The organism is Saccharothrix syringae, from assembly GCF_009498035.1.
In the GTDB taxonomy this organism is placed as follows: domain Bacteria; phylum Actinomycetota; class Actinomycetes; order Mycobacteriales; family Pseudonocardiaceae; genus Actinosynnema; species Actinosynnema syringae.
In genome coordinates, this window is sequence record NZ_CP034550.1 from 620,620 (window position 1) to 642,243 (window position 21,624).

The 21,624-nt window shown below is 73.2% G+C and carries 22 protein-coding genes; 12 read left to right on the top strand and 10 right to left on the bottom strand.

The window, feature by feature from the left end:
* Nucleotides 1–218: 218 nt before the first annotated feature.
* Nucleotides 219–4,277 carry a WD40 repeat domain-containing protein gene (locus tag EKG83_RS02940; protein ID WP_033429880.1) on the bottom strand — a complete coding sequence of 1,353 codons (4,059 nt, stop codon included), beginning with the start codon at nt 4,275–4,277 and terminating at the stop codon, nt 219–221.
* 294 nt (nt 4,278–4,571) lie between these two features.
* Here EKG83_RS02940 and EKG83_RS02945 point away from each other — a divergent pair, with 294 nt between their 5' ends.
* The 7 genes from EKG83_RS02945 (at nt 4,572) to EKG83_RS02975 (ending at nt 9,814) form a co-directional block, all read left to right on the top strand.
* Nucleotides 4,572–4,757, top strand: coding sequence for a hypothetical protein (locus EKG83_RS02945; RefSeq protein ID WP_033429881.1), 186 nt, complete (start codon nt 4,572–4,574; stop codon nt 4,755–4,757).
* Nucleotides 4,758–4,866: 109 nt separating this feature from the next.
* A complete protein-coding gene (locus EKG83_RS02950; protein WP_033429882.1) occupies nt 4,867–6,324 on the top strand; it encodes a DNA-3-methyladenine glycosylase 2 family protein in 1,458 nt (485 codons plus the stop codon).
* Nucleotides 6,325–6,342: 18 nt separating this feature from the next.
* Entirely contained in the window at nt 6,343–6,834 is a 492-nt protein-coding gene (locus tag EKG83_RS02955; protein WP_033429883.1) for a methylated-DNA--[protein]-cysteine S-methyltransferase, read from the top strand.
* A gap of 252 nt (nt 6,835–7,086) precedes the next feature.
* Entirely contained in the window at nt 7,087–7,671 is a 585-nt protein-coding gene (locus tag EKG83_RS02960) for an ArsR/SmtB family transcription factor (RefSeq protein ID WP_194282992.1), read from the top strand.
* Nucleotides 7,672–7,673: 2 nt separating this feature from the next.
* Nucleotides 7,674–8,390: an SRPBCC family protein gene (locus tag EKG83_RS02965; protein WP_033429885.1), complete on the top strand. Its 717-nt coding sequence runs from the start codon at nt 7,674–7,676 to the stop codon at nt 8,388–8,390.
* Nucleotides 8,387–9,007 carry a DUF998 domain-containing protein gene (locus tag EKG83_RS02970; RefSeq protein WP_033429886.1) on the top strand — a complete coding sequence of 207 codons (621 nt, stop codon included), beginning with the start codon at nt 8,387–8,389 and terminating at the stop codon, nt 9,005–9,007. Before EKG83_RS02965 ends, EKG83_RS02970 begins: the two co-directional genes overlap by 4 nt.
* A gap of 12 nt (nt 9,008–9,019) precedes the next feature.
* Nucleotides 9,020–9,814, top strand: a complete 795-nt coding sequence (locus tag EKG83_RS02975; protein WP_033429887.1) for an alpha/beta fold hydrolase — start codon at nt 9,020–9,022, stop codon at nt 9,812–9,814.
* A gap of 845 nt (nt 9,815–10,659) precedes the next feature.
* On the opposite strand, the gene EKG83_RS02980 is transcribed toward EKG83_RS02975, so the two are convergent.
* A complete protein-coding gene (locus EKG83_RS02980; protein ID WP_033429888.1) occupies nt 10,660–11,493 on the bottom strand; it encodes an SAM-dependent methyltransferase in 834 nt (277 codons plus the stop codon).
* 258 nt (nt 11,494–11,751) lie between these two features.
* On the opposite strand from EKG83_RS02980, the gene EKG83_RS02985 reads away from it, so the two are divergent.
* The 3 genes from EKG83_RS02985 (at nt 11,752) to EKG83_RS02995 (ending at nt 13,292) form a co-directional block, all read left to right on the top strand.
* Nucleotides 11,752–12,627, top strand: coding sequence for a helix-turn-helix domain-containing protein (locus tag EKG83_RS02985; RefSeq protein ID WP_033429889.1), 876 nt, complete (start codon nt 11,752–11,754; stop codon nt 12,625–12,627).
* 133 nt (nt 12,628–12,760) lie between these two features.
* Entirely contained in the window at nt 12,761–13,000 is a 240-nt protein-coding gene (locus EKG83_RS02990; protein WP_033429973.1) for a DUF397 domain-containing protein, read from the top strand.
* Nucleotides 12,984–13,292, top strand: a complete 309-nt coding sequence (locus tag EKG83_RS02995; protein ID WP_051765285.1) for a hypothetical protein — start codon at nt 12,984–12,986, stop codon at nt 13,290–13,292. Before EKG83_RS02990 ends, EKG83_RS02995 begins: the two co-directional genes overlap by 17 nt.
* A 256-nt stretch (nt 13,293–13,548) precedes the next feature.
* On the opposite strand, the gene EKG83_RS03000 is transcribed toward EKG83_RS02995, so the two are convergent.
* On the bottom strand, nt 13,549–14,160 hold the full coding sequence (locus EKG83_RS03000) for a TetR/AcrR family transcriptional regulator C-terminal domain-containing protein (RefSeq protein WP_033429890.1): 612 nt from the start codon (nt 14,158–14,160) through the stop codon (nt 13,549–13,551).
* Between the two features lie 70 nt (nt 14,161–14,230).
* Here EKG83_RS03000 and EKG83_RS03005 point away from each other — a divergent pair, with 70 nt between their 5' ends.
* On the top strand, nt 14,231–14,767 hold the full coding sequence (locus tag EKG83_RS03005) for a peroxiredoxin-like family protein (RefSeq protein WP_033429891.1): 537 nt from the start codon (nt 14,231–14,233) through the stop codon (nt 14,765–14,767).
* 246 nt (nt 14,768–15,013) lie between these two features.
* Here EKG83_RS03005 and EKG83_RS03010 read toward each other — a convergent pair whose 3' ends face one another.
* The 5 genes from EKG83_RS03010 to EKG83_RS03030 are packed head-to-tail and all read right to left on the bottom strand — an operon-like array spanning nt 15,014 to nt 18,482.
* Entirely contained in the window at nt 15,014–15,643 is a 630-nt protein-coding gene (locus tag EKG83_RS03010) for an MBL fold metallo-hydrolase (RefSeq protein ID WP_033429892.1), read from the bottom strand.
* Between the two features lie 26 nt (nt 15,644–15,669).
* Nucleotides 15,670–15,885 carry a hypothetical protein gene (locus EKG83_RS03015; RefSeq protein WP_033429893.1) on the bottom strand — a complete coding sequence of 72 codons (216 nt, stop codon included), beginning with the start codon at nt 15,883–15,885 and terminating at the stop codon, nt 15,670–15,672.
* 15 nt (nt 15,886–15,900) lie between these two features.
* Nucleotides 15,901–17,070, bottom strand: a complete 1,170-nt coding sequence (locus tag EKG83_RS03020) for a cytochrome P450 (protein ID WP_033429975.1) — start codon at nt 17,068–17,070, stop codon at nt 15,901–15,903.
* A gap of 28 nt (nt 17,071–17,098) precedes the next feature.
* Nucleotides 17,099–17,938 carry a DUF4097 family beta strand repeat-containing protein gene (locus EKG83_RS03025; RefSeq protein WP_033429894.1) on the bottom strand — a complete coding sequence of 280 codons (840 nt, stop codon included), beginning with the start codon at nt 17,936–17,938 and terminating at the stop codon, nt 17,099–17,101.
* A gap of 40 nt (nt 17,939–17,978) precedes the next feature.
* Nucleotides 17,979–18,482 (bottom strand): toxin-antitoxin system HicB family antitoxin, encoded by a 504-nt coding sequence (locus tag EKG83_RS03030; RefSeq protein WP_033429895.1) that lies wholly within the window; start codon nt 18,480–18,482, stop codon nt 17,979–17,981.
* Nucleotides 18,483–18,853: 371 nt separating this feature from the next.
* Here EKG83_RS03030 and EKG83_RS03035 point away from each other — a divergent pair, with 371 nt between their 5' ends.
* Complete coding sequence (locus tag EKG83_RS03035) at nt 18,854–20,050, top strand: Fic family protein (RefSeq protein ID WP_170191801.1); 1,197 nt, start codon at nt 18,854–18,856, stop codon at nt 20,048–20,050.
* A 114-nt stretch (nt 20,051–20,164) separates the two neighbouring features.
* On the opposite strand, the gene EKG83_RS03040 is transcribed toward EKG83_RS03035, so the two are convergent.
* Together EKG83_RS03040 and EKG83_RS03045 are read right to left on the bottom strand one after the other, a co-directional pair.
* Entirely contained in the window at nt 20,165–21,223 is a 1,059-nt protein-coding gene (locus EKG83_RS03040) for a tetratricopeptide repeat protein (protein ID WP_153277850.1), read from the bottom strand.
* 158 nt (nt 21,224–21,381) lie between these two features.
* Nucleotides 21,382–21,615 carry a hypothetical protein gene (locus tag EKG83_RS03045; RefSeq protein ID WP_033429898.1) on the bottom strand — a complete coding sequence of 78 codons (234 nt, stop codon included), beginning with the start codon at nt 21,613–21,615 and terminating at the stop codon, nt 21,382–21,384.
* Nucleotides 21,616–21,624 lie beyond the last annotated feature (9 nt).

The window sequence follows — 21,624 nt, forward strand, 5'->3', positions numbered from 1 at the left end:
CCCTGCTCGCCGCCCTCGCGCGCGGCCTGACCGGCCTCGCCCCTGCGACAGCGACGCCCTGGCCGCGGCGGTCCGCACCCGCCTCGAACACCCGCACCACCGGCCCGACCCGCTCAACGGCTTCGTCGCGCAAACCGGCCCCATCACCAGGCCACCACGACGTCACCCTGAGCCGAAGGATCAGTACCGGCCCGCGCAAGTCCCACCGGCCGGCCACCTCACGGGCAGGGCGGCTCGTAGTCCAGCTGCGGCAGGTGCTCGTACCACAGCTCCGCGGTCAACGTGCCCCTGGTCCTGGCGCAGATCCGCTGGATCACGTGGTCCAGGTCGAGGTCCCACATCCGCACCGTGGTGTCCGTGCTGGAGGAGGCGACCATCGTCCCGTCGGGGCTGAACTCGGCGCCGCGCAGCGCGCCGCCGTGCCCGCTCAGCACATCACCCACCCGGAACGGCCGCTGCGGGTTCCGCACGTTCCACAGCAGGATCGTGCGGTCCTCCCCGCCACTGGCCAGGGACTGCCCGTCGGGGCTGAAGTCCACCGTCACCGCACCCTCGACGTGACCGGTCAGCGGCTCGCCGATAGCCCTGGCCCGGTTCGGCGCGCTCAGGTCCCACAACCGGATGGTCTTGTCGTCGCCCGCGGTGGCGAGCAGCTTGCCGTCCGGGCTGATGTCGCCCGCGCGCACCGCGCCGGTGTGCCCGCGCAGCGGCTGCCCGAGCGGCTGGGCGGCCGCCGGGTCGGCCACGTTCCACAGCCGCACGGTCTGGTCCGCCCCGCCGGTGACCAGCGTCCGGCCGTCCGGGGTGAAATCGGCGAGGTGCACGTACCCCACGTGCCCGACGAGCGCCTGCCCGAGCGGCCTCGGGTGCTCCCGGTCACCGATGTCCCACAGCTGCACCGAGTTGTCGTCGTGGCCGGTGACCAGGACCTTCCCGTCGGGGCGGAAGGCCACCGGCGAGCTGTACCGGGTGCCCACCGCGATCGGCTCGCCCAGCGGCCGCGGCCGGTCGGGGTCGTCCAGGTCCCACAGCCGCACCATCTTGTCGCTCACGCTGGCCAGCGTGCGCCCGTCGGCGCTCAGCGCCAGCGACCACACGGGCGCCCCGTGCCGGAGGGACGCGGTCGAGCGCGGCGCGCGCGGGTCGCCCACGTCCCACACCCGGATCACCCCGTCCTCGGCGGCCGACACCAGGCGCCGGCCGTCGGGGGTGAACCGGGGACCCACGGTGCGGGCGGAGTGCCCGACCATCACCCCGCCCGGCAGCGACCACAGGCGCACGGCGGCGTCGTGGCTGCCGGTGGCCAGGGTCCGGCCGTCCGGGCTGAACGACACCGCGTAGACGGTGCCGTTGCGCCCGGTCAGGGGCGCGCCGAGGGCCAGCGGGCGGGCCGGGTTGGTGATGTTCCACAGCCGGGTCGTGCCGTCGGCGGACGCGGAGGCCAGCACCCGCCCGTCGGGGCTGAACGCGATCGACCACACGCTGTCGGTGTGCTCGGTCAGCGGGTAGCCCAGCATCCGCGGCGCGGCCGGGTCGGTCAGGTCGAACAGCCGCACGCTCCGGTCCTGGCCGCCCGCGGCCAGGGTGCGGCCGTCCGGGCTGAACGCGACCGCGCGCACGATGCCGTCGAACCCGCCGATCGGCGTGCCGACCTGCCTGGGCGCGCGGGGGTCGCGCACGTCGAACACCACGATGGTCCGGTCGTCGCCGCCGGTGGCCAGCAGGGTGCCGTCCGGGCTGAACGCGACCGCGCGCACCTGCCCGGTGTGCCCGCCCAGCGGGTCGCCCAGCGGTTTCGGGTGGGCCGGGTCGGCCACGTCCCACAACCGCGCGGTGCGGTCGCCGTTCGCGGTGGCCAGCGTCTTCGAGTCCGGGGTGAACGCGAGCAGGTAGATGGTGCCGTTGTGCCCGCTCAGGGGTTCGCCGAGCGAGCGGGGCCGGGCCGGGTCGCGCACGTCCCACAGCAGCACGGTCCGGTCGTCGCCCGCGGTGGCCAGGGTCTTGCCGTCGGGGCTGAACACGGCCGAGGTGACCCAGCTGCGGTGGCCCAGCAGCGGCGAGCCCAGCGGCTTCGGGTCGTCCGGGTCGCGCAGGTCCCACAGCCGCACGGTCTGGTCGTAGCCGGCCGTGGCCAGGGTCCTGCCGTCGGGGGAGAAGGAGGTCAGGTACACCGGGCCGGTGTGCCCGAGCAGCGGCGCGGCCAGCGGCGCGGTCTGCGTGGACAGCAGGCGGGTGCGCACCTCGGGGTCGTCCGGGCGCATCCGGTGGGCGATCAGGTCGAGCTGCGCCGACAGCGACGGGTCGCTCTCCTCCAGCCGGTCGGCCTGGGCCACGACCTGCCGGAACACCGCGTCGTCGCGCTGCCGCACGGCCACCACGGCGGCGCCGGCCGCGATCAGCGCGAGCACGACCACGAACGCCACCGCCGCGCGCACGCTCCACGCGGCGCGCCTGCGGTGCTGCGTGGACACGGCGAGGAAGTCCTGCGCGGTGCCGGTCACCCCGCCGGGCCCGGCGGCGTCCGCCCAGTGCCGCGCGGTCTCCAGCCGCGCGCCCCGGTAGAGCAGGGAGGCGTCGCGCTCCTGGGCCGCCCAGGTCGCCGCGTCCTCCTCCAGCCGCTGCCGCAGCAGCTGGCCCTCGCGGTCCTGGTCGATCCAGCTGCGCAGCCGGGGCCAGGCTTGGAGCAGCGCCTCGTGGGTGATCTCCACCGAGCCCGCGTCGAGGGTGACCAGGCGGGCGCGGGCCAGCGTCTCCAGCGCCTGCTCGCCCGCCGCCCGGTTGGCGGTCTGCTCGACCAGCTCGTGCCGGGTGGAGCGCCGCCGCGTGTCCTGGGTGTCCTCGCCGACCCGGACCAGGCGCAGCAGCAGCGGCCGGGCGGCCTGCTGGGCCTCGGGCACGAGGTCGGCCCACGCGCGTTCGGCGGTGGCGGCGACCGCGCCCTGGATGCCGCCCGCCGACCGGTAGCCGGCGATGGTCAGCTTGCCCGCCTGCCTGCGCTGCCAGGTGGCCAGCAGGGCGTGGGAGAGCAGCGGCAGCGCGCCCGCGTCGTAGGCGCCCTGGCCGGTGCGGGGCTGCGGGCCGAGGCTGCGCACGCCCAGGTCGCGCAGCATCAGCTCGATCAGGCCCGGCTCCAGTTGCAGGCCCGCCGCCCTCGCTGGCCGCGACACCGCCTCGCGCAGCTCGGCCGAGGTCATCGGGCCCAGCACCATCTGCCGGTCCTGCAGCGCGTCGGCCAGCTCGGGGAAGGCCAGGCAGCGGCCGTAGAAGTCGGCCCGCACGCCCACCAGCACCAGGGCGGGCGGCGTGCCGCCGGGGTGGGCGGGCGTGGACGCCACGTGCAGGGCCTGCACGAACACCTGCACCCGGCTCTCGTCGTGGGTCAGGGTGAAGGCTTCCTCGAACTGGTCGACGAGCACCACGACCCGCTCGGCGCCGTGCCGCTCGGCGTGCGCGGCGAAGGCGGCCCGGATCTGGGCGGCGAACCGCGCCACGCCCAGCAGGGGCTGCCCGAGGAAGGTGTCCGGACCGGGCCCGCCCGCCTCCGGGTCGTGCTCCAGCCCGTCCAGGCTGAGCGCCACGTCCAGCACGTCGGCCAGTTCCGGGATCTGCTTGACGAGTTCCCCGACCGGGTCGCCGCCGGGCGTGAGGACGATCGTCGGCCATTTCCCGGAGTTCTCGACGTCCAGTTCGCCGCGGCGAATCGCGGGAATGACGCCGGCGCGCACGAGGGAGGATTTACCGGCGCCCGAGGCGCCGACCAGCATCACTATTCCGCCGCTTTCCGCGGCGTCGCACAAACGGGACACCAGTGCGGCGGTGCTGCGTTCCCGGCCGAAGAACCAGTTCGAATCCTCGGGTTGGAAGGCGGCCAGTCCGCGGTAGGGGCAGACCCCGATCTCGTCGGAGCTCGGCGGCTCCTCGTCCTCGGGCGACGACGCCGGGCTCGCCAGCGCCTCCTCCCACAGCGACCGCCACGCGTCGAGGTCGTACAGGCCGGGTGCGGCGGGCTGCGGGTGGGCCTTCCGCGCCTCTCCGACGAGGACTTCGAGGACTACCGAGAGTGCCGAGAACCGGGCCGGGACGTTGCGCCCGCGGCGCCAGTCGCTGACCCGCTGGGCGGTCGCGCGGACCGGTCGGCCGCGCTCGTCGGTGCGCCGCGCGCGGCCGACGGACTCGGTCACCCGCTTCAGCGGCGGGTCGCCGGCTTCGGCGTAGAGCAGCGCGAACCGCTCCGCGAAAAGGGCGCGGGGACCCGACCCCCGACCGGAAGCAGTCATCCGCGGCGAGCCTCCTCGCGTCCGGTCTTCCGGACCGGAAAACCGGGTGTGAGCGCTTGAACAGGTCTTTTGTGGACCGGTGGTGCCCCAGGCAGTCCACCCTAACGACTTCGAGTGCGAAGCTCGCCCCGACGTTCCCGAGATGTCGCGGACGGGGTGGGAGGGGATCGGTCGAAGTGGTTTTGCAGGCAACTACGGCTATCGGCGGCGGTGTCCCGGCTGAGGGGTCCTGGGGGTCTTCTCAGCGGTGCGCGCCGAACCGGCCCGGTCGGTGGAACGGCGCGGCGACCTGCCATGCCGACCGCGGCTGACGTCGGTCCGACCGGTGCGTTACCGGTCACGGCCCGTGAGGACCGGGGGTTCCCCGGTGGAGCGCGGGTCTGCCCGATCCTGCGGACCGTGCTGGACGCGCACGGTCGGGGACGGGCCGAGGTGAGGCTGGACCTGCTCGCCCGCCTCGTCGTCCCGCTGCCGGGGTGACCCGGCGGCCGACCGAGTGGGCGCGCACAGCGCGGTGCGGGTCCGACCCGGTCCCCTCGATGTCGCATTTCCGCCAGCCAACGGCGCCGCGTTGGTCGATGCTGGTGCGGTGCACGAAGACGCGGAACGCTGCGCCAGGGCGGTGCGGTCCAAAGACGCCAGGTTCGACGGGTGGTTCTTCACCGGGGTGCTGACCACCGGGATCTATTGTCGGCCGAGTTGTCCGGTGGCGCCGCCCAAGGTCGAGAACATGCGGTTCTACCCGAGTGCGGCGGCGGCGCAACAAGCCGGTTTCCGGGCGTGCAAGAGGTGTCGGCCCGACGCGTCGCCGGGTTCGCCGTTGTGGAACCACCGCGCGGACGCCGTGGCCAAGGCGATGCGGATGATCGCCGACGGCGTGGTCGACCGCGAGGGCGTGCCCGGTCTGGCCGCCGGGCTCGGCTACAGCGTCCGCCAGCTCGAACGCCTGCTGCTCGCCGAACTGGGCGCGGGTCCCCTCGCGCTGGCCCGGGCGCAGCGCGCGCAGACCGCCCGGCTGCTGATCGAGACCACGTCGCTGCCCATGGCCGAGGTGGCGCAGGCGGCCGGGTTCGCCAGCGTGCGCGCGTTCAACGAGACGGTGCGCGAGGTCTTCGCCCTGTCGCCGACCGACCTGCGCGCCCGCCGGGGCCCCGTGCCGGAGGCACCCGGCGCGCTGTCGCTGCGGCTGCCGTTCCGCGCGCCGCTGTGCCCGGACAACCTGTTCGGCCACCTGGCGGCGACCGGCGTGCCCGGCGTCGAGGAGTGGCGTGACGGCGCCTACCGGCGCACCCTGCGCCTGCCGCACGGGCACGGCGTGGTGTCGCTGAGCCCGCGACCGGACCACGTGGCGTGCCGGCTGTCCCTGGGGGACCTGCGGGACCTGTCGATCGCCATCGCCCGCTGCCGCCGGCTGCTGGACCTCGACGCCGACCCGGTGGCCGTGGACGACCAGCTCCGCGCGGACCCGCTGCTGGCGCCGGTGGTCGACCGGGCACCGGGCCGCCGCGTGCCGGGCACGGTGGACGCGGCGGAGTTCGCCGTCCGGGCCCTGCTGGGCCAGCAGGTGTCCACGGCCGCGGCCCGCACCCACGCTGCCCGCCTGGTCACCGCGGTGGGCGACCCGGTCGAGGACGTGGGCCTCACCCACCTGTTCCCCACCCCGCGGGCGCTGGCCGAGCTGGACCCCGCGGTGCTCGCCGTGCCCGCGTCGCGCCGGACCGCGTTCCGGGCCCTGGTCACCGCCCTGGCCGACGGCTCGCTCGACCTGGGCGTCGGCGCCGACTGGGACAAGGCGCGCGCCGACCTGCTCGCCCTGCCCGGCATCGGCCCGTGGACCGTCGAGGTCGTCGCGATGCGCGCGCTGGGCGACCCGGACGCGTTCATCCCCACCGACCTGGGCGTCCGGGTGGCCGCCCGGACCCTCGGCCTCCCCGGCACCCCCGCCGCCCTGGTGCGGCGGGCCCAGGCGTGGCGCCCCTGGCGGGCCTACGCCGTCCAGTACCTCTGGGCGACCGGTGACCACGCGGTCAACCGGCTGCCCGCGTGAAAGGAAGAGCGAGGAGCGATGACCCACACCGTGGTCGACAGCCCCGTCGGCCCCCTGACGCTGGTCGCGCACCGCGGCGCGCTGTCCGGCCTCTACATGACCGACCAGCGGCACCGCCCGGCCCAGGAGACGTTCGGCCCGGAGGACGCCGCGCCGTTCGGCGAGGTGGAGGCGCAACTGGCGCAGTACTTCGCCGGCGAGCGCACGTCGTTCGACCTGGAGGTGGACCTGATCGGCACGCCGTTCCAGCGGATGGTCTGGCAGGCCCTGTGCGACATCCCCTACGGGGAGACCGTGTCGTACGGCGAGCTGGCGGCCAGGCTGGGCCGCCCGACCGCCGCCAGGGCCGTCGGCCTGGCCAACGGCAAGAACCCGATCAGCATCGTGGTGCCCTGCCACCGGGTGGTGGGCTCGACCGGCGACCTGACCGGCTACGGCGGCGGCCTGGCCCGCAAGCGCCACCTGCTGGACTTCGAACGAGGCGCCCACCCGGCCCTGCTGCCCCTTTGAGCGGGTGTCCCTCCGCGCCCGCTGTCCCTCCGCGCCCGCTGTCCCTCTGACCCCGCTGTCCCTCCGCGCCCGCTGTCCCTCTGACCCCGCTGTCCTCCTGACCCCGCCGTCCCTTTGACCCCGCTGTCCCTCTGACCTGACCCCACTGCCCCACGGGACCGAGCCCGCGCCCGTCCCCCTCGCCCACCTCGCCCTCTCACCGACAAAAGAAGTTGTCTTGACAACTCCAGTTGTCGGTGAGAGGGTTCCCCCATGCTTGATGTGGCGGTGATCGAGGACCCGGCGACGGCCGAGGTCACGCTGGACCCGGTGCGGATGAGGCTGCTGGCCGAACTCGCCGAGCCGGGTTCGGCGACGACGCTGGCGGCCAAGGTGGGGCTGCCGCGGCAGAAGGTGAACTACCACCTGCGCCTGCTGGAGCAGCACGGCCTCGTCGAACTGGCCGAGGAGCGCCGCAGGGGCAACATGACCGAACGGGTCATGCGCGCCACCGCCGCGTCCTACGTCATCTCGCCCGTCGCGCTGTCCGCCGTGCAGCCGGACCCGGCCCGCGCGCCCGACCGGCTGTCCGCGCGCTGGCTGCTGGCCGTGGCCGCGCGACTGGTCCGGGACGTCGGCAACCTCATCACCGGCGCGTCCAAAGCCGGTAAGCGCGTCGCCACCTTCGCCGTCGACGGCGAGGTCCGCTTCGCCTCCGCGGCCGACCGGGCGGCGTTCGCCGAAGAGCTCGCGACCACCGTCGCCGGCCTGGTCGCCAAGTACCACGACGAGTCGGCCGCGGGCGGGCGGGCGCACCGCGTCGTCGTCGCCGTCCACCCCAGCATCCCCGAGGAGTGACGATGGGTCACGCGTTCGAAGAGAGTGCCGAGGCCGAGCTGGACGGCGTGACCCCGGAGCAGGTCTGGGACGCCATCGCCACCGGCCCCGGCATCGACTCCTGGTTCATGGGCCGCAACGAGGTCGAGCCCGGCGCCGCGGTGCGGCAGGCGTTCGGCGAGTACCGGCCCGAGCACCCGGTCACCGCCTGGGAACCCGGCCGGCGCCTGGCCTTCGGCGGCGAGAAGGCCCCGGACGGCCGGTTCGTCGCCTACGAGTACCTGATCGAGGGCAGGGCCGGCGGCAGCACGGTCGTCCGCATGGTCACCAGCGGCTTCCTGCCCGGCGACGACTGGGAGGAGGAGTTCGAGGCCATGCTGGCGGGCGGCGCGATGTTCTGGCACACCCTCGTCACCTACCTGCGCCACTACGCCGGCCGCACCGCGCGCCCGGTCACCGCCTTCGGCCCGCCGATCACCGACTGGCCCGCGACGTGGACGCGCCTCGGCCACCGGCTGGGCCTGTACCGCGCGCCGCGCACCGGCGACGAGGTCACCCTCGACGGCACCCCGGGGGTCGTCTACCACGCCAACTCGCAGACCGCCGGCATCCGCACCGCCGACGCCGTGTACCGCTTCTTCCAGGGCATGGGCGGCACGCTGACCGCGATGCACCACGTCTTCACCGACGACGGCCGCGACGAGCGGGCGTGGATCGCCTGGATGGCGGACCTGGCATGACCGCGCTCCAGGGCACCCGGACGGGCACCACCAGGCTGCTCCTGGCCTGCGGCGTGCTCGCCGGCCCGCTCTACCTGGTCACCGGCTTCGCCCTGGCGCTCACCCGCGAGGGCTTCGACCTGACCCGGCACCCGTTCAGCATGCTGTCGCTGGGCGAGGGCGGCGGGCTCCAGATCGCCAACTTCGTCGTCACCGGCCTCCTCTTCCTCGCCGGCGCGGCAGGCGCGCGCCGCAGCGGCCGCGCCGGCAGGTGGGCGCCGCTCCTCCTGGGCGTGTTCGCGCTGGGCATGATCGGCGGCGGCGTGTTCACCGCGGACCCGGCCTTCGGCTTCCCGGCCGGTGCCCCCGAAGGGCAACCCGAAACCCTGTCCTGGCACGGCGTGCTCCACGGCGTCGCGTTCTTCACGGCCTTCCCGGCACTGGTCGCGGCGTTCTTCGTGCTGGCACGCCACCTCGACGGCCGCTGGTCCCGGGGAAGCGTGCTGGCCGGGGTCCTGTCACTGTCCCCACTGCCCTTCGCGGGCACCGGGTCCGGCACGGTCCTGCTCTACTGCGCGGCCGTGGTGGCCTGGCTGTGGGTGTCCGCCGTCCTGGCGAAACTGCGTTCCGAGAGCTGAGGGAGAAACACCATGGCGCACACGACGTCCAAGGACGGCACCAAGATCGCCTACAGCAAGACGGGCTCCGGCCCGGCACTGGTCATCGTCGACGGCGCCCTGTGCCACCGCGGCTTCGGCCCCGCCCCCGACCTGGCGAAGGCCCTCGCGGCGAACTTCACCGTCTACACCTACGACCGGAGGGGCCGAGGCGAGAGCGGCACCACCGGCGCGCCCGACGTCGACCGCGAGGTCGAGGACATCGCGGCACTGGTCGAAGAAGCCGGCGGCACGGCCAACCTGTTCGGCATGTCGTCCGGCGGGGCCCTGGTGGCCGAGGCGGCACACCGGGGGGTGGCGGCGGAGCGCATCGCGATCTACGAAGCACCCATGGTCGTCGACGACACCCACAGCCCCATGGCCCCTGATTTCGTGGCACGCGTCTCCCGGGCCGTGGCCGAGGACCGCCGCGGTGACGTGGTCAAGATGTTCATGCGCTACGTGGGGACGCCCGCTTTCGCCGTCGTGATGATGCAGCTCACGCCGGTCTGGAAGAAGCTCAAGCAGGTGGCCCACACCCTGCCCAACGACCTGGCCGTGGTGGGCGAGTTCCAGCACGGCACCCTGCCGCCGGCGAACCGCTGGGCGGGCGCGGAAATGTCCGCCCTGGTGATCGCGGGCGAGAAGAGCCCGGTGTACATGCGCAATGCCCAGCAGTGCCTCGCCTCGGCGCTGCCGAACGGGAAGCTGGTCGTCCTTCCCGGACAGACGCACATGGTGAAAGCCGCGGTAACGGCCCGGGTCCTGGTCGACTTCTTCACCGAGTAATTGTCCAAAGTGGACTAAATAGTCGCCCGTAATCCGACGAAAATCAAGGGTGAATTCAGATTCCTCGTATATAGTCCACAAAGGACATAGATGCAAACCGGGCCCTCGGTTCCGATTGCTCCGAATCACGCGCAATCGGGCCAGGTCGTGTCGGACTGGTTGGGCCGGGCTGCATCGCGTGCCGGGTCGGGGGCCCGCCCACGGGTGTCGGCCCCCGTGGGCGGGGCAGCCCCTGCGCGGGCGCATCCCGCGCGGGTCGGCAAGACCCGGGTCTTTCTCAAGACCCGGGTTTCCTCAAGTGCGGGCCGGGCCGGTTGACGGCGATCACCCGCCAACCGCCAGTCGGTCGTTCGCGGTCGATCGCAGCCTGACTGGTCGGCTGGTCGCCGCCCTGCCCGGCTTGCACCCGGCTCGCGTGGGCTCCCGCGTGGCTCGCGTGGCTCGCCCGCCCTGCCTGGTCCGCGCCCGGCTCGCGCCCGGCTCGCCCGCCCTGCCCGGCTCGCGTCCGGCCCGCCGGACCCGCACCCGGCCCGTCCGTCGGGGACTCGTCCGCAGACTGGTCCGCCGGCTGGTCCGCCTGCCGGGTGGCCGCTCACCACCCGACGGGAGCGGCCGGGTCGCACCGGGCCGGGCCGTCGGGTCGCCGGGCCGCTCAACCCCCTCCCGCGTTCACCGCCCCGTAAGCGCAGCAGGGGGTTGGTCGCTCGGCCCTCGATCTCATGATCTACCGATGATCGAGCACGCCGTTTTCGTACATGTTCCGGCGATGTTCACCCGATCGTGTAGCCACGAGCCCTCCGGTCCACCTCACGGCCCCCGTGATCCCCCGACCCTATCGAAGATCATCACGGCTTGCGCCCCACCGCCCCGGCGATGCAGTAGCTCACCGCGTCCAGCTCCTTCAACCGCGGCCCGTCCGGCCACCAGTCCGCGCAGATCACCAACCCGGGCTCCACCAGCTCCAACCCGTTGAACAGCTCCAGCAGCTCGGACTTCGTCGCGAACCGCCCGCTGCCCATCGGCGAGTGCAGGAACGTCTGCTCCATCCGCCGCGCGATGGCCGAGTGCTCCTCGGTCTCCGGGTCGAAGAAGTGCGAGATCCCCACGTACGACCCGGACGGCAGCGCGTCGATGTACTCCGCCATGATCTCGGCCGTCGTCGGCGAGGTGCCGTTGTAGTGGTGCAGCGTCCCCATCTGGAACAGCGCCAGCGGCTCGGAGAAGTCGATGTGCTTGCGCACCACCTCGTCGTTCAGGATCTCCTGCGGCTTGAAGATGTCCGCCGCCGAGAAGTGGGTCTGGTCGTTCTCCTCCAGCAGCGCCCGGCCGTGCGCCAGGACCACCGGGTCGTTGTCCACGTAGACGACTCGGACGTCCGGGTTGATCCGCTGGGCCACCTGGTGGGTGTTCTCGGCGGTGGGCAGGCCCGAGCCGCAGTCGAGGAACTGGGTGATACCCGTCTGGCTGGCGACGAAACGAGTGGCGCGGATCAGGAAGCTGCGGTTGTCCACGGCCAGCGTCGCCGCCTCCGGGGCGACCTGCTGCACCTGTCGCAGCACCTCGCGGTCGATCTCGTAGTTGTCCTTGCCGTTGAGGAACGCATCGTAAACCCTGGCGATGCTGGCCTTGGTGGTGTCGATGTAGACGGGGACGGCAGCGTCCGAGGACGTACCCGACATTGTGATGACCTCGCATAACGGGGAAGAAGGGGCGATGATTCGTGCACCGCATCACAGTCCACTCAGCGTAAGCGTATGGGCTCAATGCGTGAGTGAGACGCGTACGTCTGACGCGGCATGATCGGGGGTGTACGTTCAGTGACGATGCGAGTTGGCCCCGTCCGGGCGCAACCGCTGTTCGGGTGGCCTGAGCCGAACGGCCGCAGACCGGCAGTGGGCCAGGGGGGATCAGGAGCATGACGGTCGGGAGGTTCCGCGATGGCCACGAGTGAGCCGGCACCCGAGCGGGAGAGCGGTCCCACGGCGCTGCGGATCGTGCTCGGCGCCCAGTTGCGCCGGCTGCGCGAGGCGGCCGAGATCGGTCGGGCGGACGCCGGTTACGCGATCCGCGGCTCGGAGTCGAAGATCAGCCGCATGGAGCTGGGGCGCGTCGGGCTCAAGGAGCGCGACGTGAAAGACCTGCTCACGATGTACGGGGTCACCGAGGAGGAGACCCGCGACAAGTTTCTGGAGATGGTCCGCCGGTCGAACTCGCCGGGCTGGTGGCACCGCTACAGCGACCTGATGCCGGACTGGTTCCAGGACTTCGTGGGCCTGGAGGAGGCCGCCTCGCGCATCCTCACCTACGAGACCCAGTTCGTGCCGGGCCTGCTCCAGACCGAGGACTACGCCATGGCGATCATGAGCCACGGCAGACCGGAGCTGGCCGGTCCGGCGGTCAAGCGCCGGGTCGCGCTGTGGGTGCAGCGCCAGAAGATCCTGTACCGGCCGGGTGCGCCGCGGTTCTGGGCGGTGATCGACGAGTCGGTGCTGCACCGCCCCATCGGGGGTCGGCGGGTGCTGCTCGCGCAGATCGACCACTTGCTCAGCGTGACCAAGAACGGGCCCGTCACACTGCAGATCGTCCCCTACCCGTTGAGCGGCTACGCGGCCGAGGGGTCGTTCACCATGCTGCGCTTCGGCGAGCCCGACCTGCCGGACATCGTCTACCTCGAACACCTCGCCGGCGCCCTCTACCTGGACAAACTCGAGGAACTGGAAATCTACAGCCGGGTGTTCGACCGGTTGACCGTGGACGCGGAGACGCCGGACCGCAGTCGGCAGATGCTGGCCAAGATCCGAGCGGACCTGTAGGGCTTCGTCCCTTCGGGGGAAACTCACGCTCTGCATCTGCACGTGCATTTACCCCCGCTCGGGCCGGTGCTACGGTCCGTGCACAGTCAGATGCACGTGCAGATGCATCACTGGGCTTGGGAGGGTGATGTGGATGGCCATCGAGGCCCACAACGGCATGTCAGCGGCTGAGCTTGTCGGCGTCACGTGGCGCAAGAGCGCCCGCAGCGGCGCCAACGGCAACTGCGTCGAGGTCGCCGAACTCGCCGACGGCGCGGTCGCGGTGCGCAATTCCCGTTTCCCCGACGGCCCGGCGCTCGTCTACACGAGGGCGGAGATCGCGGCCTTCGTGGCCGGTGCCCGGGACGGTGAGTTCGATGACCTCCTCCATTGACCAGGTCACCACTACGACGACCACCCAGTTGCGCGAGCTGATCGCGCGGGGGTTCCAGTTCCTCCACCCCCGGGATGCCCGGGGTGAGCTCGCGGCCGTCGTCGGCGTGCGGGCGCACGACGCGGTGATCGACGTCGTGCGGCTGCACACCCCCGACGACGCGCTCGCGATGCGCATGCCCGCCGACGAGGTGAACGTCCTGGCGCCCAGCCGGTTCTCCTGGCGCCGGCACGGCCCGGCGACGAGCGTGCTCGAAGAGCTGCTGGACCTGCCGGACGACCGCATCGCCTGACGAGGCTTCCCGTCCGTGTCAGCGGTGGCGGACGGGCGAGGGGCGCCCCACCCCTCACCGACGAACCTGACCTGGAGGCGCAGCGGGAGTCGGCCGCGCCAACGTCGACGCCACGCTCGGAGCGCAACTCCGTGTTCGTCGCGTTCGGCGCGGGGGTCGAGGTCGGCTTCGACCCCCGCGCCAAACCACGAGAGCCCGGCACCCGAAGGCCGCGCGGCGCTCAAGAGCGGCACCGCGTTCAAGCACGGCGCCACCCTCAAGGGCGGCGGAGGCCGCGCAGCACCACGCCCAGACCCCGGCGGAACTCGTCGTCCGCGTCGATCCCCCTTGCCGCGGCGGCGGTTTCGGCCATCAGCGGGAACTCCGCGCCCAGTTCGGCCATCGCGGCGGTGCCCGCCCCGGACAGCGGGCTGCCGTGCTCCAGCTCGATCGCGCCGATCACGTGGCTGAGCAGGGCCCGCAACGCGATCGCCCGCTCCGTCCCGGTGAAACCGGCCCGGGTCAGCACCGCCAGCACGGCCTCGCCCCAGCGCAGCAGGCCCTGGCTGCGGTGCCGGTGCGCCATGGTCAGCGGCACCGCGTTGGGGTGCTTGCCGACCGCCGCGCGCACCCGCTCGGCCAGCACCGCGAGCTGCTTGTCCCACAACGCGTGCCGCGGCGTCGTGACGTCCACTTCGGACAGCATCAGCTCGACCGCGAGCGCTTCCAGCTCCTCGCGGTCGGCCACGTAGCGGTAGAGCGACATCGTGCCCACGCCCAGTTCCGCGGCGACCGCGCGCATGGACAGCGCGGCCAGGCCGTCGCGGTCGACCACGGCGAGCGCGGCGGCGGCGAGGGCGGTCGTGGTCAGGGATTTCGGGCGGGGCACGGCTTGACAGCGTACAAGATACGCGCATAACGTCCGTTTAAGCGTACAGTGCACGCCTAAGGGGGACGTCATGAAAGCTCGGGAGTGGCAGACCGCGACGGGTGGGACGGTGCGGGTGCCCGACCCGGAACGGTTGGTGCACCTGCAGTTCCGCCGCTTCGCCGGCTGCCCGGTCTGCAACCTGCACCTGCGCTCGATCGTGCTCCGGCACGACGAGATCACCGCGCGCGGCATCACCGAGGTGGTCGTGTTCCACTCCTCGGCCGAGGACCTGCGCCCGCACGTCGCCGACCTCCCCTTCGCCGTCGTCGGCGACCCGGAAAAGGCGCTGTACCGGGATTTCGGCGTCGAGTCCGCGCCGCGCGCCCTGCTCGACCCCCGCGCCTGGGGCGCGATCGCGCGGGGCGTCGCGCGCGACCTCGGCCCCGTGCTGCGCGGCCGCCGACCGCTGCCCCGCCCGACCGGCGGCCGCCTCGGCCTGCCTGCCGACTTCCTCATCGCCCCCGACGGCCGGATCGTCGCGGAGAAGCGCGGGCAGCACGCCGACGACCAGTGGACCGTGGATGAACTGCTCGCCCACGCACAGGCGTTGACCAGCAAGAACTGAGTTGTCCACAGGGTTGTCCCCAGATGTGGAAAGTTCGAACAGGCGTTCGATGTCATGTCCGGTGCCCCGAACGGGCGAAGGGGCCCCGCTGACGAGCAGGGCCCCTTGCCGCAACCGGGTTCAGCCGATCGGCGCCGCAATGAACCGGTCGAAGTCCTTACAGGTGCCGGACAGCAGCGCCTCGTGCGCGGACCGCGTGTCCAGGTCCACGCCGTGACCGGCCGCGGGCGTCGGGCCCGGGTGCGCTCAGCCGACCAGGCGCCGCAGCCGGTCGGGGTCGCGCAGCGGGCGGCCGTGGCCGAACAGCACCAGCTTCGGCCGCAGCTGCGCGAGCCGGCGCATCGACTCGCGGTTGCGCTCGTCGTCCTGGGTGAGGAACCTCGGCGGCGCGCTCGGCCGCAGCACGTTGAAGAACACGTCGCCGCACAGGAGCACGCCGTCGTGGTCGCGCCACAGGGCGATGTGGCCGGGGGAGTGGCCGGGCACGTCCAGCACGGTGAACCCGGCGACCTCGTCCCCCTCGACCAGGCCGCGCGCGACCGGGTGCGGGTCGGGCATCGGCATCTTCGCCAGCAGGGCGGGCAGCAGGCCCGGCGCGGGCACCGGCCGCGCGGTCTCGATGGCCTCGACGTCCCGGCGCCCGGCCCACAGCGGCACGTCGTACCGCTCGCACAGGGCGTGGCTGGAGCCGAAGTGGTCGGGGTGGGCGTGCGTCACCACGTGGGCGGACAGCGCGCGCCCGTCGAGCTGGCGGGTGATCCGCCTGCGCGCGGCCGGGGTGCCCGCGTCCACCAGCACGTCCTCGACCAGGTAGGCGTTCATGAAGTGCGGAGGCCGACCGAGCAGCTGGTGGACTCCGGGAGCCAGGGGACGCACCCGGCGATCGTAGCTCTTCCCGCAGCTCAGCGGGACGGGTCGCGGTTGAACAGGGCCCGCGACCAGGCGTACCCGACGACTGCGGGCAGCACGCACCGGCCGACCGTCCGGTAGCCGCTGTCGCCGATGGGCGTGCTGATCAGCGGTCCGCGCAGGATGTCGGTGACCGGCGTGAAGGAGGTCGTGGCCCGCGACGACCGCCTCCCGGCGTCCGGCGCGATGAGCGTGGACAGGATCCGCACGGCCGTGGTCTCCCCCTAGCGGGTCAGCAGGTGCAGGGACCGCACGCCGGTCAGGTTCGGCGAGGGCAGGAAGGTCGGCTCGCGGTCCGGGTCCACGCGCAGCCGCGGGAAGCGGTCCAGCAGCACGTTCAGCGCCACCCGGCCCTCCAGGCGGGCCAGCGGCGCGCCGAGGCAGAAGTGCACGCCGCGGCCCAGGCCCAGGTGCGGGTTGGGGTCGCGGCCGACGTCGAAGGAGTCGGCGTCGGGGAACGCCCGGTGGTCGCGGTTGGCGGCGGCGAGCCAGATCATCAGCAGCTGGTCGGCCGGGATCTCCACGCCGCCCAGCACCTGCGGCGCGGCGGTGGCGCGGGCCAGGGCGGCGAACGGGGTGAGGAAGCGCAGCGACTCCTCCACGGCCGCGGGCACGCGGTCGCGCTCCCGGCGCACCAGCTCGAACTGGTCGGGGTGCGCGTCCAGGCACAGCACGGTGTTGCCCAGCAGCATGGTGGTGGTGATGTGGCCGGCCAGCAGCAGCACGCTCGCGAAGTTGACCACCTCGACGTCGGACAGGCGCTGACCGTCCACCTCGGCCTCGACCAGGGAGGTGAGCAGGTCCTCGCGCGGCGCGCGGCGGCGTTCGGCGGCGTGCCCGCCCAGGTAGTCGAACATCTCGCTGAGGGCTTCGCCCTGGTTCTCGAACTCCGCGAGGATGCGCTCGTCGTCCTTGAGGGAGAACTGGTTGGCGTTCTCGAACAGCCGGTCGCCCCAGCTCTTGAACAGCTCCCGGTCGCCGCTCGGGACGCCGAGCAGGTCCGCGATCACGATCACCGGCAGCGGGTAAGCCAGGTCGCGCACCAGCTCGAAGTCGTCGCCCACCCCGTCGAGCAGTTCGCCGGTGAGCGCCGCGATGCGGGGTTCGAGGTCGGCGACCACCTTGGGCGTGAACGCCCTGCCGACCAGGTTGCGCAGCTTGCGGTGGTCCGGCGGGTCCATCTGGATCAGGTTGCCCTCCCGCATCGTCGCCGCCTCCGGCAGCGCGGGGAACAGCCGGGCGGTGTCCGAGGAGAACCGGGCCCAGTCGCCCAGCACCTCGGTGGCCTCGGGGTGGCCGTAGACGTTCCAGTAGCCCAGCTCCTCGTCGTAGGCGACGGGCTGCCCGGGCCGCTCGCCGCGCAGCCAGAACTGCTGCGGGTGCGTGTTCCACATGTCGTTGTCCCCCAATGTATTCGTCGTGTCAGGCGCGTCGGATGACGATGTCGCCCAGGGAAGTGCGGCCGCGCACCTCGACCCGCTCGTCGCCCTCGGCGGGCAGGTCGGTGGCGGTCAGCCGGTTGTGCACGCGGCCCGCCTGCGAGCGGACGTCCAGCCAGGCGGCCGTGCCCTCGCGGATGCCCACCTCCAGCTCGCCGGCGCGGCTCTCCAGCACCACCGAGCCGCGCACCACGTCGCCGAGCCGGATGTGGCCGGTGGAGGTCCTGGCGTGGACGTCGCCCAGCGCGGTGCCCACCCGGATGCCGCCGTTGGCGGCGTTGACCCGGACGTCACCGGTGACCTCGCCGATGTGGGTGGCGCCGTTGGAGTTCTTCACCGCGCCGGACCCGTCGAGCCTGCCGATGCGCACCTCGCCCGTCCCGGTGGTCACCTCGGTGCGGCCGGTGGTGTGGGCGACGACGACGTCGCCGATGGAGGTCTGGGCGCGCAGGGCGCCGGTGCGGTGCAGCTCGATGTGGCCGGCGGAGGTGGTGACGCGGCACTCGCCCAGCGGGCCGTCGCCGCGGAAGTCGGCCAGCGAGCCGCGGGCGACCACCGAGGAACCGGCGGGCAGCGCGACCGCCACGTCGACCGAGCCGGGGCGGCCGAACAGGACGGGGGTGCGGGGCGTGCGGACGACGAGGCGGCCGTCGGTGAAGTCGACGGTGGTGGCCTCGGCGGCCCGGACGTCCTTGTCGTTGGCAGCGTCGGTGGGCCGGACCTCGACCTCGGTGTCCGCGCGCTCGGCGGCGGTGATCCGCGCGCCGCCGACGTGCACGGTCAGGTCGAGGGTGATCGGTCGCGGCGTGTCGAAAACGGGCATGGGTGTCCCCTGGGGTCGAGTCGGTCGGCTGTCCGCGCTGCTAGCGGACCCAGCCGGTGAAGTGGCCGGTGGTGGCGGAACGGCCGGTGGACCGGCCCGCGGGTCGGTCGGGGCGGCGGGTCAGCCCGGCCGCCGCGGCGCGGACGAGCCACGCGTTGACCGAGATCCCCTCCGCGCTCGCGGCCTCCTCGACCCGCTGCTTGAGCTGGTCGGGCAGGCGCAGGTTGATCCGGGTGACCGAGCCCTCGTCGACGACCACCGGTGGTGCCACCGTGGCACTATCGTGGCTCTCGGTGGCGTCATCGGGTGCGGAGACCACGAACTCGGGGTCCCGGCCGCGCAGCCGCACGTCCACCGAGCCCGGCGCCAGGTCCCTGGTGATCTCGTCGGCGGCCGCGGACAGGGCTTCCAGCAGCGTCAACCGCACGGAGGACTCCAGCGGGGCCACCAGGCGCTCGGCCAACGCCCGGGCCTCCGCCCCGCCCGCCTCGGCGGCGGCGGCGAACTCCCGGCGGAGGTTGTCGACGTACGGCGTCAAGTCCATGGCACCACTATGGCATCACCGTGGCACCACTGCAATCCCTTGGTGGTGCCACGCGGTGTGGCGGCTCGTCGACCGGCGTGGCGCGGGTGGCGCCGGTGGGGTTGGTGTGGACCGCCGGTCTATTTCCGGAACCCGTCGAGTGGAATAGTCCAGGTCCCTGAGCTGCTTCTTCGGCAATTGATCGACGCCTCGGTGCGGGACCAGTGGGGCGACCTGTGACCAGCGACGATGCTTTGCCGCAGTTCTGCGGAATGCAAGACTTAAGTAGCTACCCGAACGGTCCAGCGCGGTCCTGCCGGTCCTGTGTGGTGGTTGAGAAGAGAACTACCCATATTGTTCCGTCGAGCGTTTTTTCGTATATCGTGTTCGCCGTGTCACAACCACCTTCGGGCGCTTCGGCCCTGCCCCCCGGGCAGTGGGTGCCGGTGCCCGACACCACCGGACCGGCCGGCGTGCCGCGGGCGTTGCGCCGCGAGGGCGCCTACCTGCCGCCGCCGCTGCCGTCGGACCTGGTGCTGCCGCCCGCGACCTACCGGGTCTGCGCCGAGGCCGAGCACGCCCTCGGCCGGCTCGACGAGGCGGTCCGCCGGTCCGAGCGGGGGCCGGGCCTGGTCCGCGCCACCCGGATCCGCGACGCGGTGGCGTCGGCGGGCATGTCCGGCACGGCGACGACCCTGCGCGAGGCGTTCGCGGCCGAGCTGTTGTCGGCGAGGGGGGCGCCCAGGCGCGACGCGCTCGGCCGCGACCTGGAGCCCTACCTGCGCGCCTACGAACTCGGGCTGGCCCGGGTCCGCGCGGGCGCCCCCGCGGACACCGCGCTGGTGGGGGAGATGAGCGCGTGCATGACCGGCCGCGACGAGCGCGGCGCCGAGGACGCGCTCCGGCGGGCCCCCGGCTGGCTCGGCGTCACCCCCAGGCGCGCCTACCTGCTCACCGCCACCGGCGCGCACCTGGTCGGGGCGCTGGAGCAGTGGAACACCTGGGTGCGCGAGGAGGACGCGCAACCACGCGTCGCCAAGGCCGCCCTGGCCCACTACCAGCTGGAGGTCCTGCAACCGTTCCCCACGGCCAACGGCCACGTCGCCCGCGCCTTCACCGCGGTCGAGCTGGTGCGGTGCGGCCTGCTGCACGACCAGGTGCTGCCGCTGTCGGTGTGGCTGCCCGGCGCGCTGCCCGAGTACCAGCGGCGGATCCGGGCGGTCGTGGACACCCGCCTGGTCCACCCGTGGGTCGAGTTCTACGCGGGCGTGATCCGCGACCAGGCGCTGGCGCAGCTGAACCTGGTGGCGGCGCTGGAGGCGCTGGCCGCCGAGCACGCCCGCCTGCTGCCCCTCAAGGGCACCCGGCCGCGGGTGGCCGTCGACCTGATCGACTGGCCCGTGGTGGACCACCAGGCGATCTGCGACCGGTACGGGGTGACCCGGCGGGCCGCGTCCGGGTACACCGCCGAGCTGGTGCGCAAGAAGATCCTCGTCCAGTGGAAGCTCAAGGGCCACCGGTCGCTGTTCGTGTGCTGGAAGGTGCTGCGCCTGCTCAGCCGGAACCCCGCCACCAGCGCCATGCCCTGAGGCCCCGACCACCCGATCCCCGAACGGGAGCGCGCCATGAACCCCTCCTCCGCGCCGCGAACGACCGGCCGCCACCAGCGCCGCCACCACCACCGCCGACCCGACCGGTCCCGATCAGGGCTGCTGCCGTGGGTCCTGCTCGGGATCGGGCTGGTCCAGGTCGCCCTGCTCGTCCGGCTCCTGCTCGTCCGGTTCCTCCCGCGGCAGTGACCGCAGCCGGGTGACCAGGTCGCGCACCCGCCGCGCCTCGCCGTCGTCCAGCCCGATCAGCGCGCCCAGGGCCCGGTTGAACGCGCGGTCCGCCGCGGCCTGGTCCCCCGACCGCGCCCAGGCCCGGCCCAGCAGGGCCCGGCACGCCGCGTGCCGCACGGGGTCCGGTGCCTCGTCGAACGCCCGGTCCGCCCGGACCAGGTGGTCGAGCGCCGCGTCCAGCCGACCGGCCTCCAGCAGCACCGCGCCCAGGTCGGCGAGCGTCCGCGCGACCCCGGCCGGGTGGTCGTGGCGCAGGTAGGTCTCCAGGGCCTCGTCCAGGCAGTCGGCGACCTCGTGCAGCAGGCCCTGGGCCCGGTAGGTGGCCGCGAGGTCGGCGAGGTTGGCGGCGGTGGCGTCCGGGTCGTCGTCGCGGCGGCGGTGGATCGCCAGCTCGAAGACGCCCAGCGCGACGGCGAGCCGATGGCTGCCGCGGGCGCGCAGGGTCTCCGCGCCCCGGCGCAGTGCCGCCGCGAGCGGAAGCGACTCGGGCAGCACGGCGGCGAGGCCGACGCCCACGTCGTACAGCCGGCGGCACCAGGCGTCGTCGGTGTCCCGCGGCACCACGGGCCACGCGTCGGCGAGCAGGTCGGCCGCGGTGCCCGGGTCGGCCTCCCGCAGGGTCGCGAGCAGGCGGTCCCGGTTGGCGGCGAACCAGGTGCGCACGTCCTCGGCGTCCCGGAACGGCGAGGGCCGCGGTCCCGCCGTGCCGGGTGCCGGTACTTGGGGCGTGTCGGTGCCTTGAGGCGTTGCGCTCGAACCCCGAGGCGTTGCGTCCACGCCTTGGGGTGTCGCGTCGGCGTGCGTCGAAGTCCCCTGCGGCGTCACCTCACCACGCGCCAACGCCTCCCGCGCCACCACCTCCCGCGCGGACCGCAGGTACCGGGACAGCTCCGGGGCCGCGTCCCGTGACTCGTCGCTCACCTGGCGCCACCCTCCCGCCCCCGACCTTCGCGCGTTGGCCACTGGTCACATCGAGTCAGCCTGCTCCCGTGCTTCTCGGAAATTCGAGTGTCACGCATTCGGGCGATCATCTACACCGCCGATCCTGGGCAACGAACCCACCCCTCCGACACGGACAGTCATCGCCGTGTCACGGGGACGACCTCGAACAGGTCGTCGAACTGCATCGGCGCGAGCGCGATCAGCGCGCCCCCGATGAACGCGGGGCCGGGTTGGAGCATGCCGCTGAGGACGCGGGTCACCGTGGAGCGGTTGACGCCCATCGCCCGGGCCAGGGCGTAGTCGGACTGGAACCCGGCCAACTGCACGGCTTTGGTGAAGGCGGTGGTGCGGAGCTTGATGGTGTGGGGCATGGCGTGCCT

What these genes read in the sequence shown, in the direction of transcription:
- EKG83_RS02995 (WP_051765285.1), top strand. Translation starts at nt 12,984, where the DNA reads ATGACCTCCTCCATTGACCAGGTCACCACTACGACGACCACCCAGTTG.
- EKG83_RS03025 (WP_033429894.1), bottom strand. Translation starts at nt 17,938, where the DNA reads ATGCCCGTTTTCGACACGCCGCGACCGATCACCCTCGACCTGACCGTG.
- EKG83_RS02955 (WP_033429883.1), top strand. Translation starts at nt 6,343, where the DNA reads ATGACCCACACCGTGGTCGACAGCCCCGTCGGCCCCCTGACGCTGGTC.
- EKG83_RS02975 (WP_033429887.1), top strand. Translation starts at nt 9,020, where the DNA reads ATGGCGCACACGACGTCCAAGGACGGCACCAAGATCGCCTACAGCAAG.
- EKG83_RS02940 (WP_033429880.1), bottom strand. Translation starts at nt 4,277, where the DNA reads ATGACTGCTTCCGGTCGGGGGTCGGGTCCCCGCGCCCTTTTCGCGGAG.
- EKG83_RS03020 (WP_033429975.1), bottom strand. Translation starts at nt 17,070, where the DNA reads ATGTGGAACACGCACCCGCAGCAGTTCTGGCTGCGCGGCGAGCGGCCC.
- EKG83_RS03045 (WP_033429898.1), bottom strand. Translation starts at nt 21,615, where the DNA reads ATGCCCCACACCATCAAGCTCCGCACCACCGCCTTCACCAAAGCCGTG.
- EKG83_RS03005 (WP_033429891.1), top strand. Translation starts at nt 14,231, where the DNA reads ATGAAAGCTCGGGAGTGGCAGACCGCGACGGGTGGGACGGTGCGGGTG.
- EKG83_RS02960 (WP_194282992.1), top strand. Translation starts at nt 7,087, where the DNA reads ATGCTTGATGTGGCGGTGATCGAGGACCCGGCGACGGCCGAGGTCACG.
- EKG83_RS02945 (WP_033429881.1), top strand. Translation starts at nt 4,572, where the DNA reads ATGCCGACCGCGGCTGACGTCGGTCCGACCGGTGCGTTACCGGTCACG.
- EKG83_RS03030 (WP_033429895.1), bottom strand. Translation starts at nt 18,482, where the DNA reads ATGGACTTGACGCCGTACGTCGACAACCTCCGCCGGGAGTTCGCCGCC.
- EKG83_RS02980 (WP_033429888.1), bottom strand. Translation starts at nt 11,493, where the DNA reads ATGTCGGGTACGTCCTCGGACGCTGCCGTCCCCGTCTACATCGACACC.
- EKG83_RS02985 (WP_033429889.1), top strand. Translation starts at nt 11,752, where the DNA reads ATGGCCACGAGTGAGCCGGCACCCGAGCGGGAGAGCGGTCCCACGGCG.
- EKG83_RS02970 (WP_033429886.1), top strand. Translation starts at nt 8,387, where the DNA reads ATGACCGCGCTCCAGGGCACCCGGACGGGCACCACCAGGCTGCTCCTG.
- EKG83_RS02990 (WP_033429973.1), top strand. Translation starts at nt 12,761, where the DNA reads ATGGCCATCGAGGCCCACAACGGCATGTCAGCGGCTGAGCTTGTCGGC.
- EKG83_RS02965 (WP_033429885.1), top strand. Translation starts at nt 7,674, where the DNA reads ATGGGTCACGCGTTCGAAGAGAGTGCCGAGGCCGAGCTGGACGGCGTG.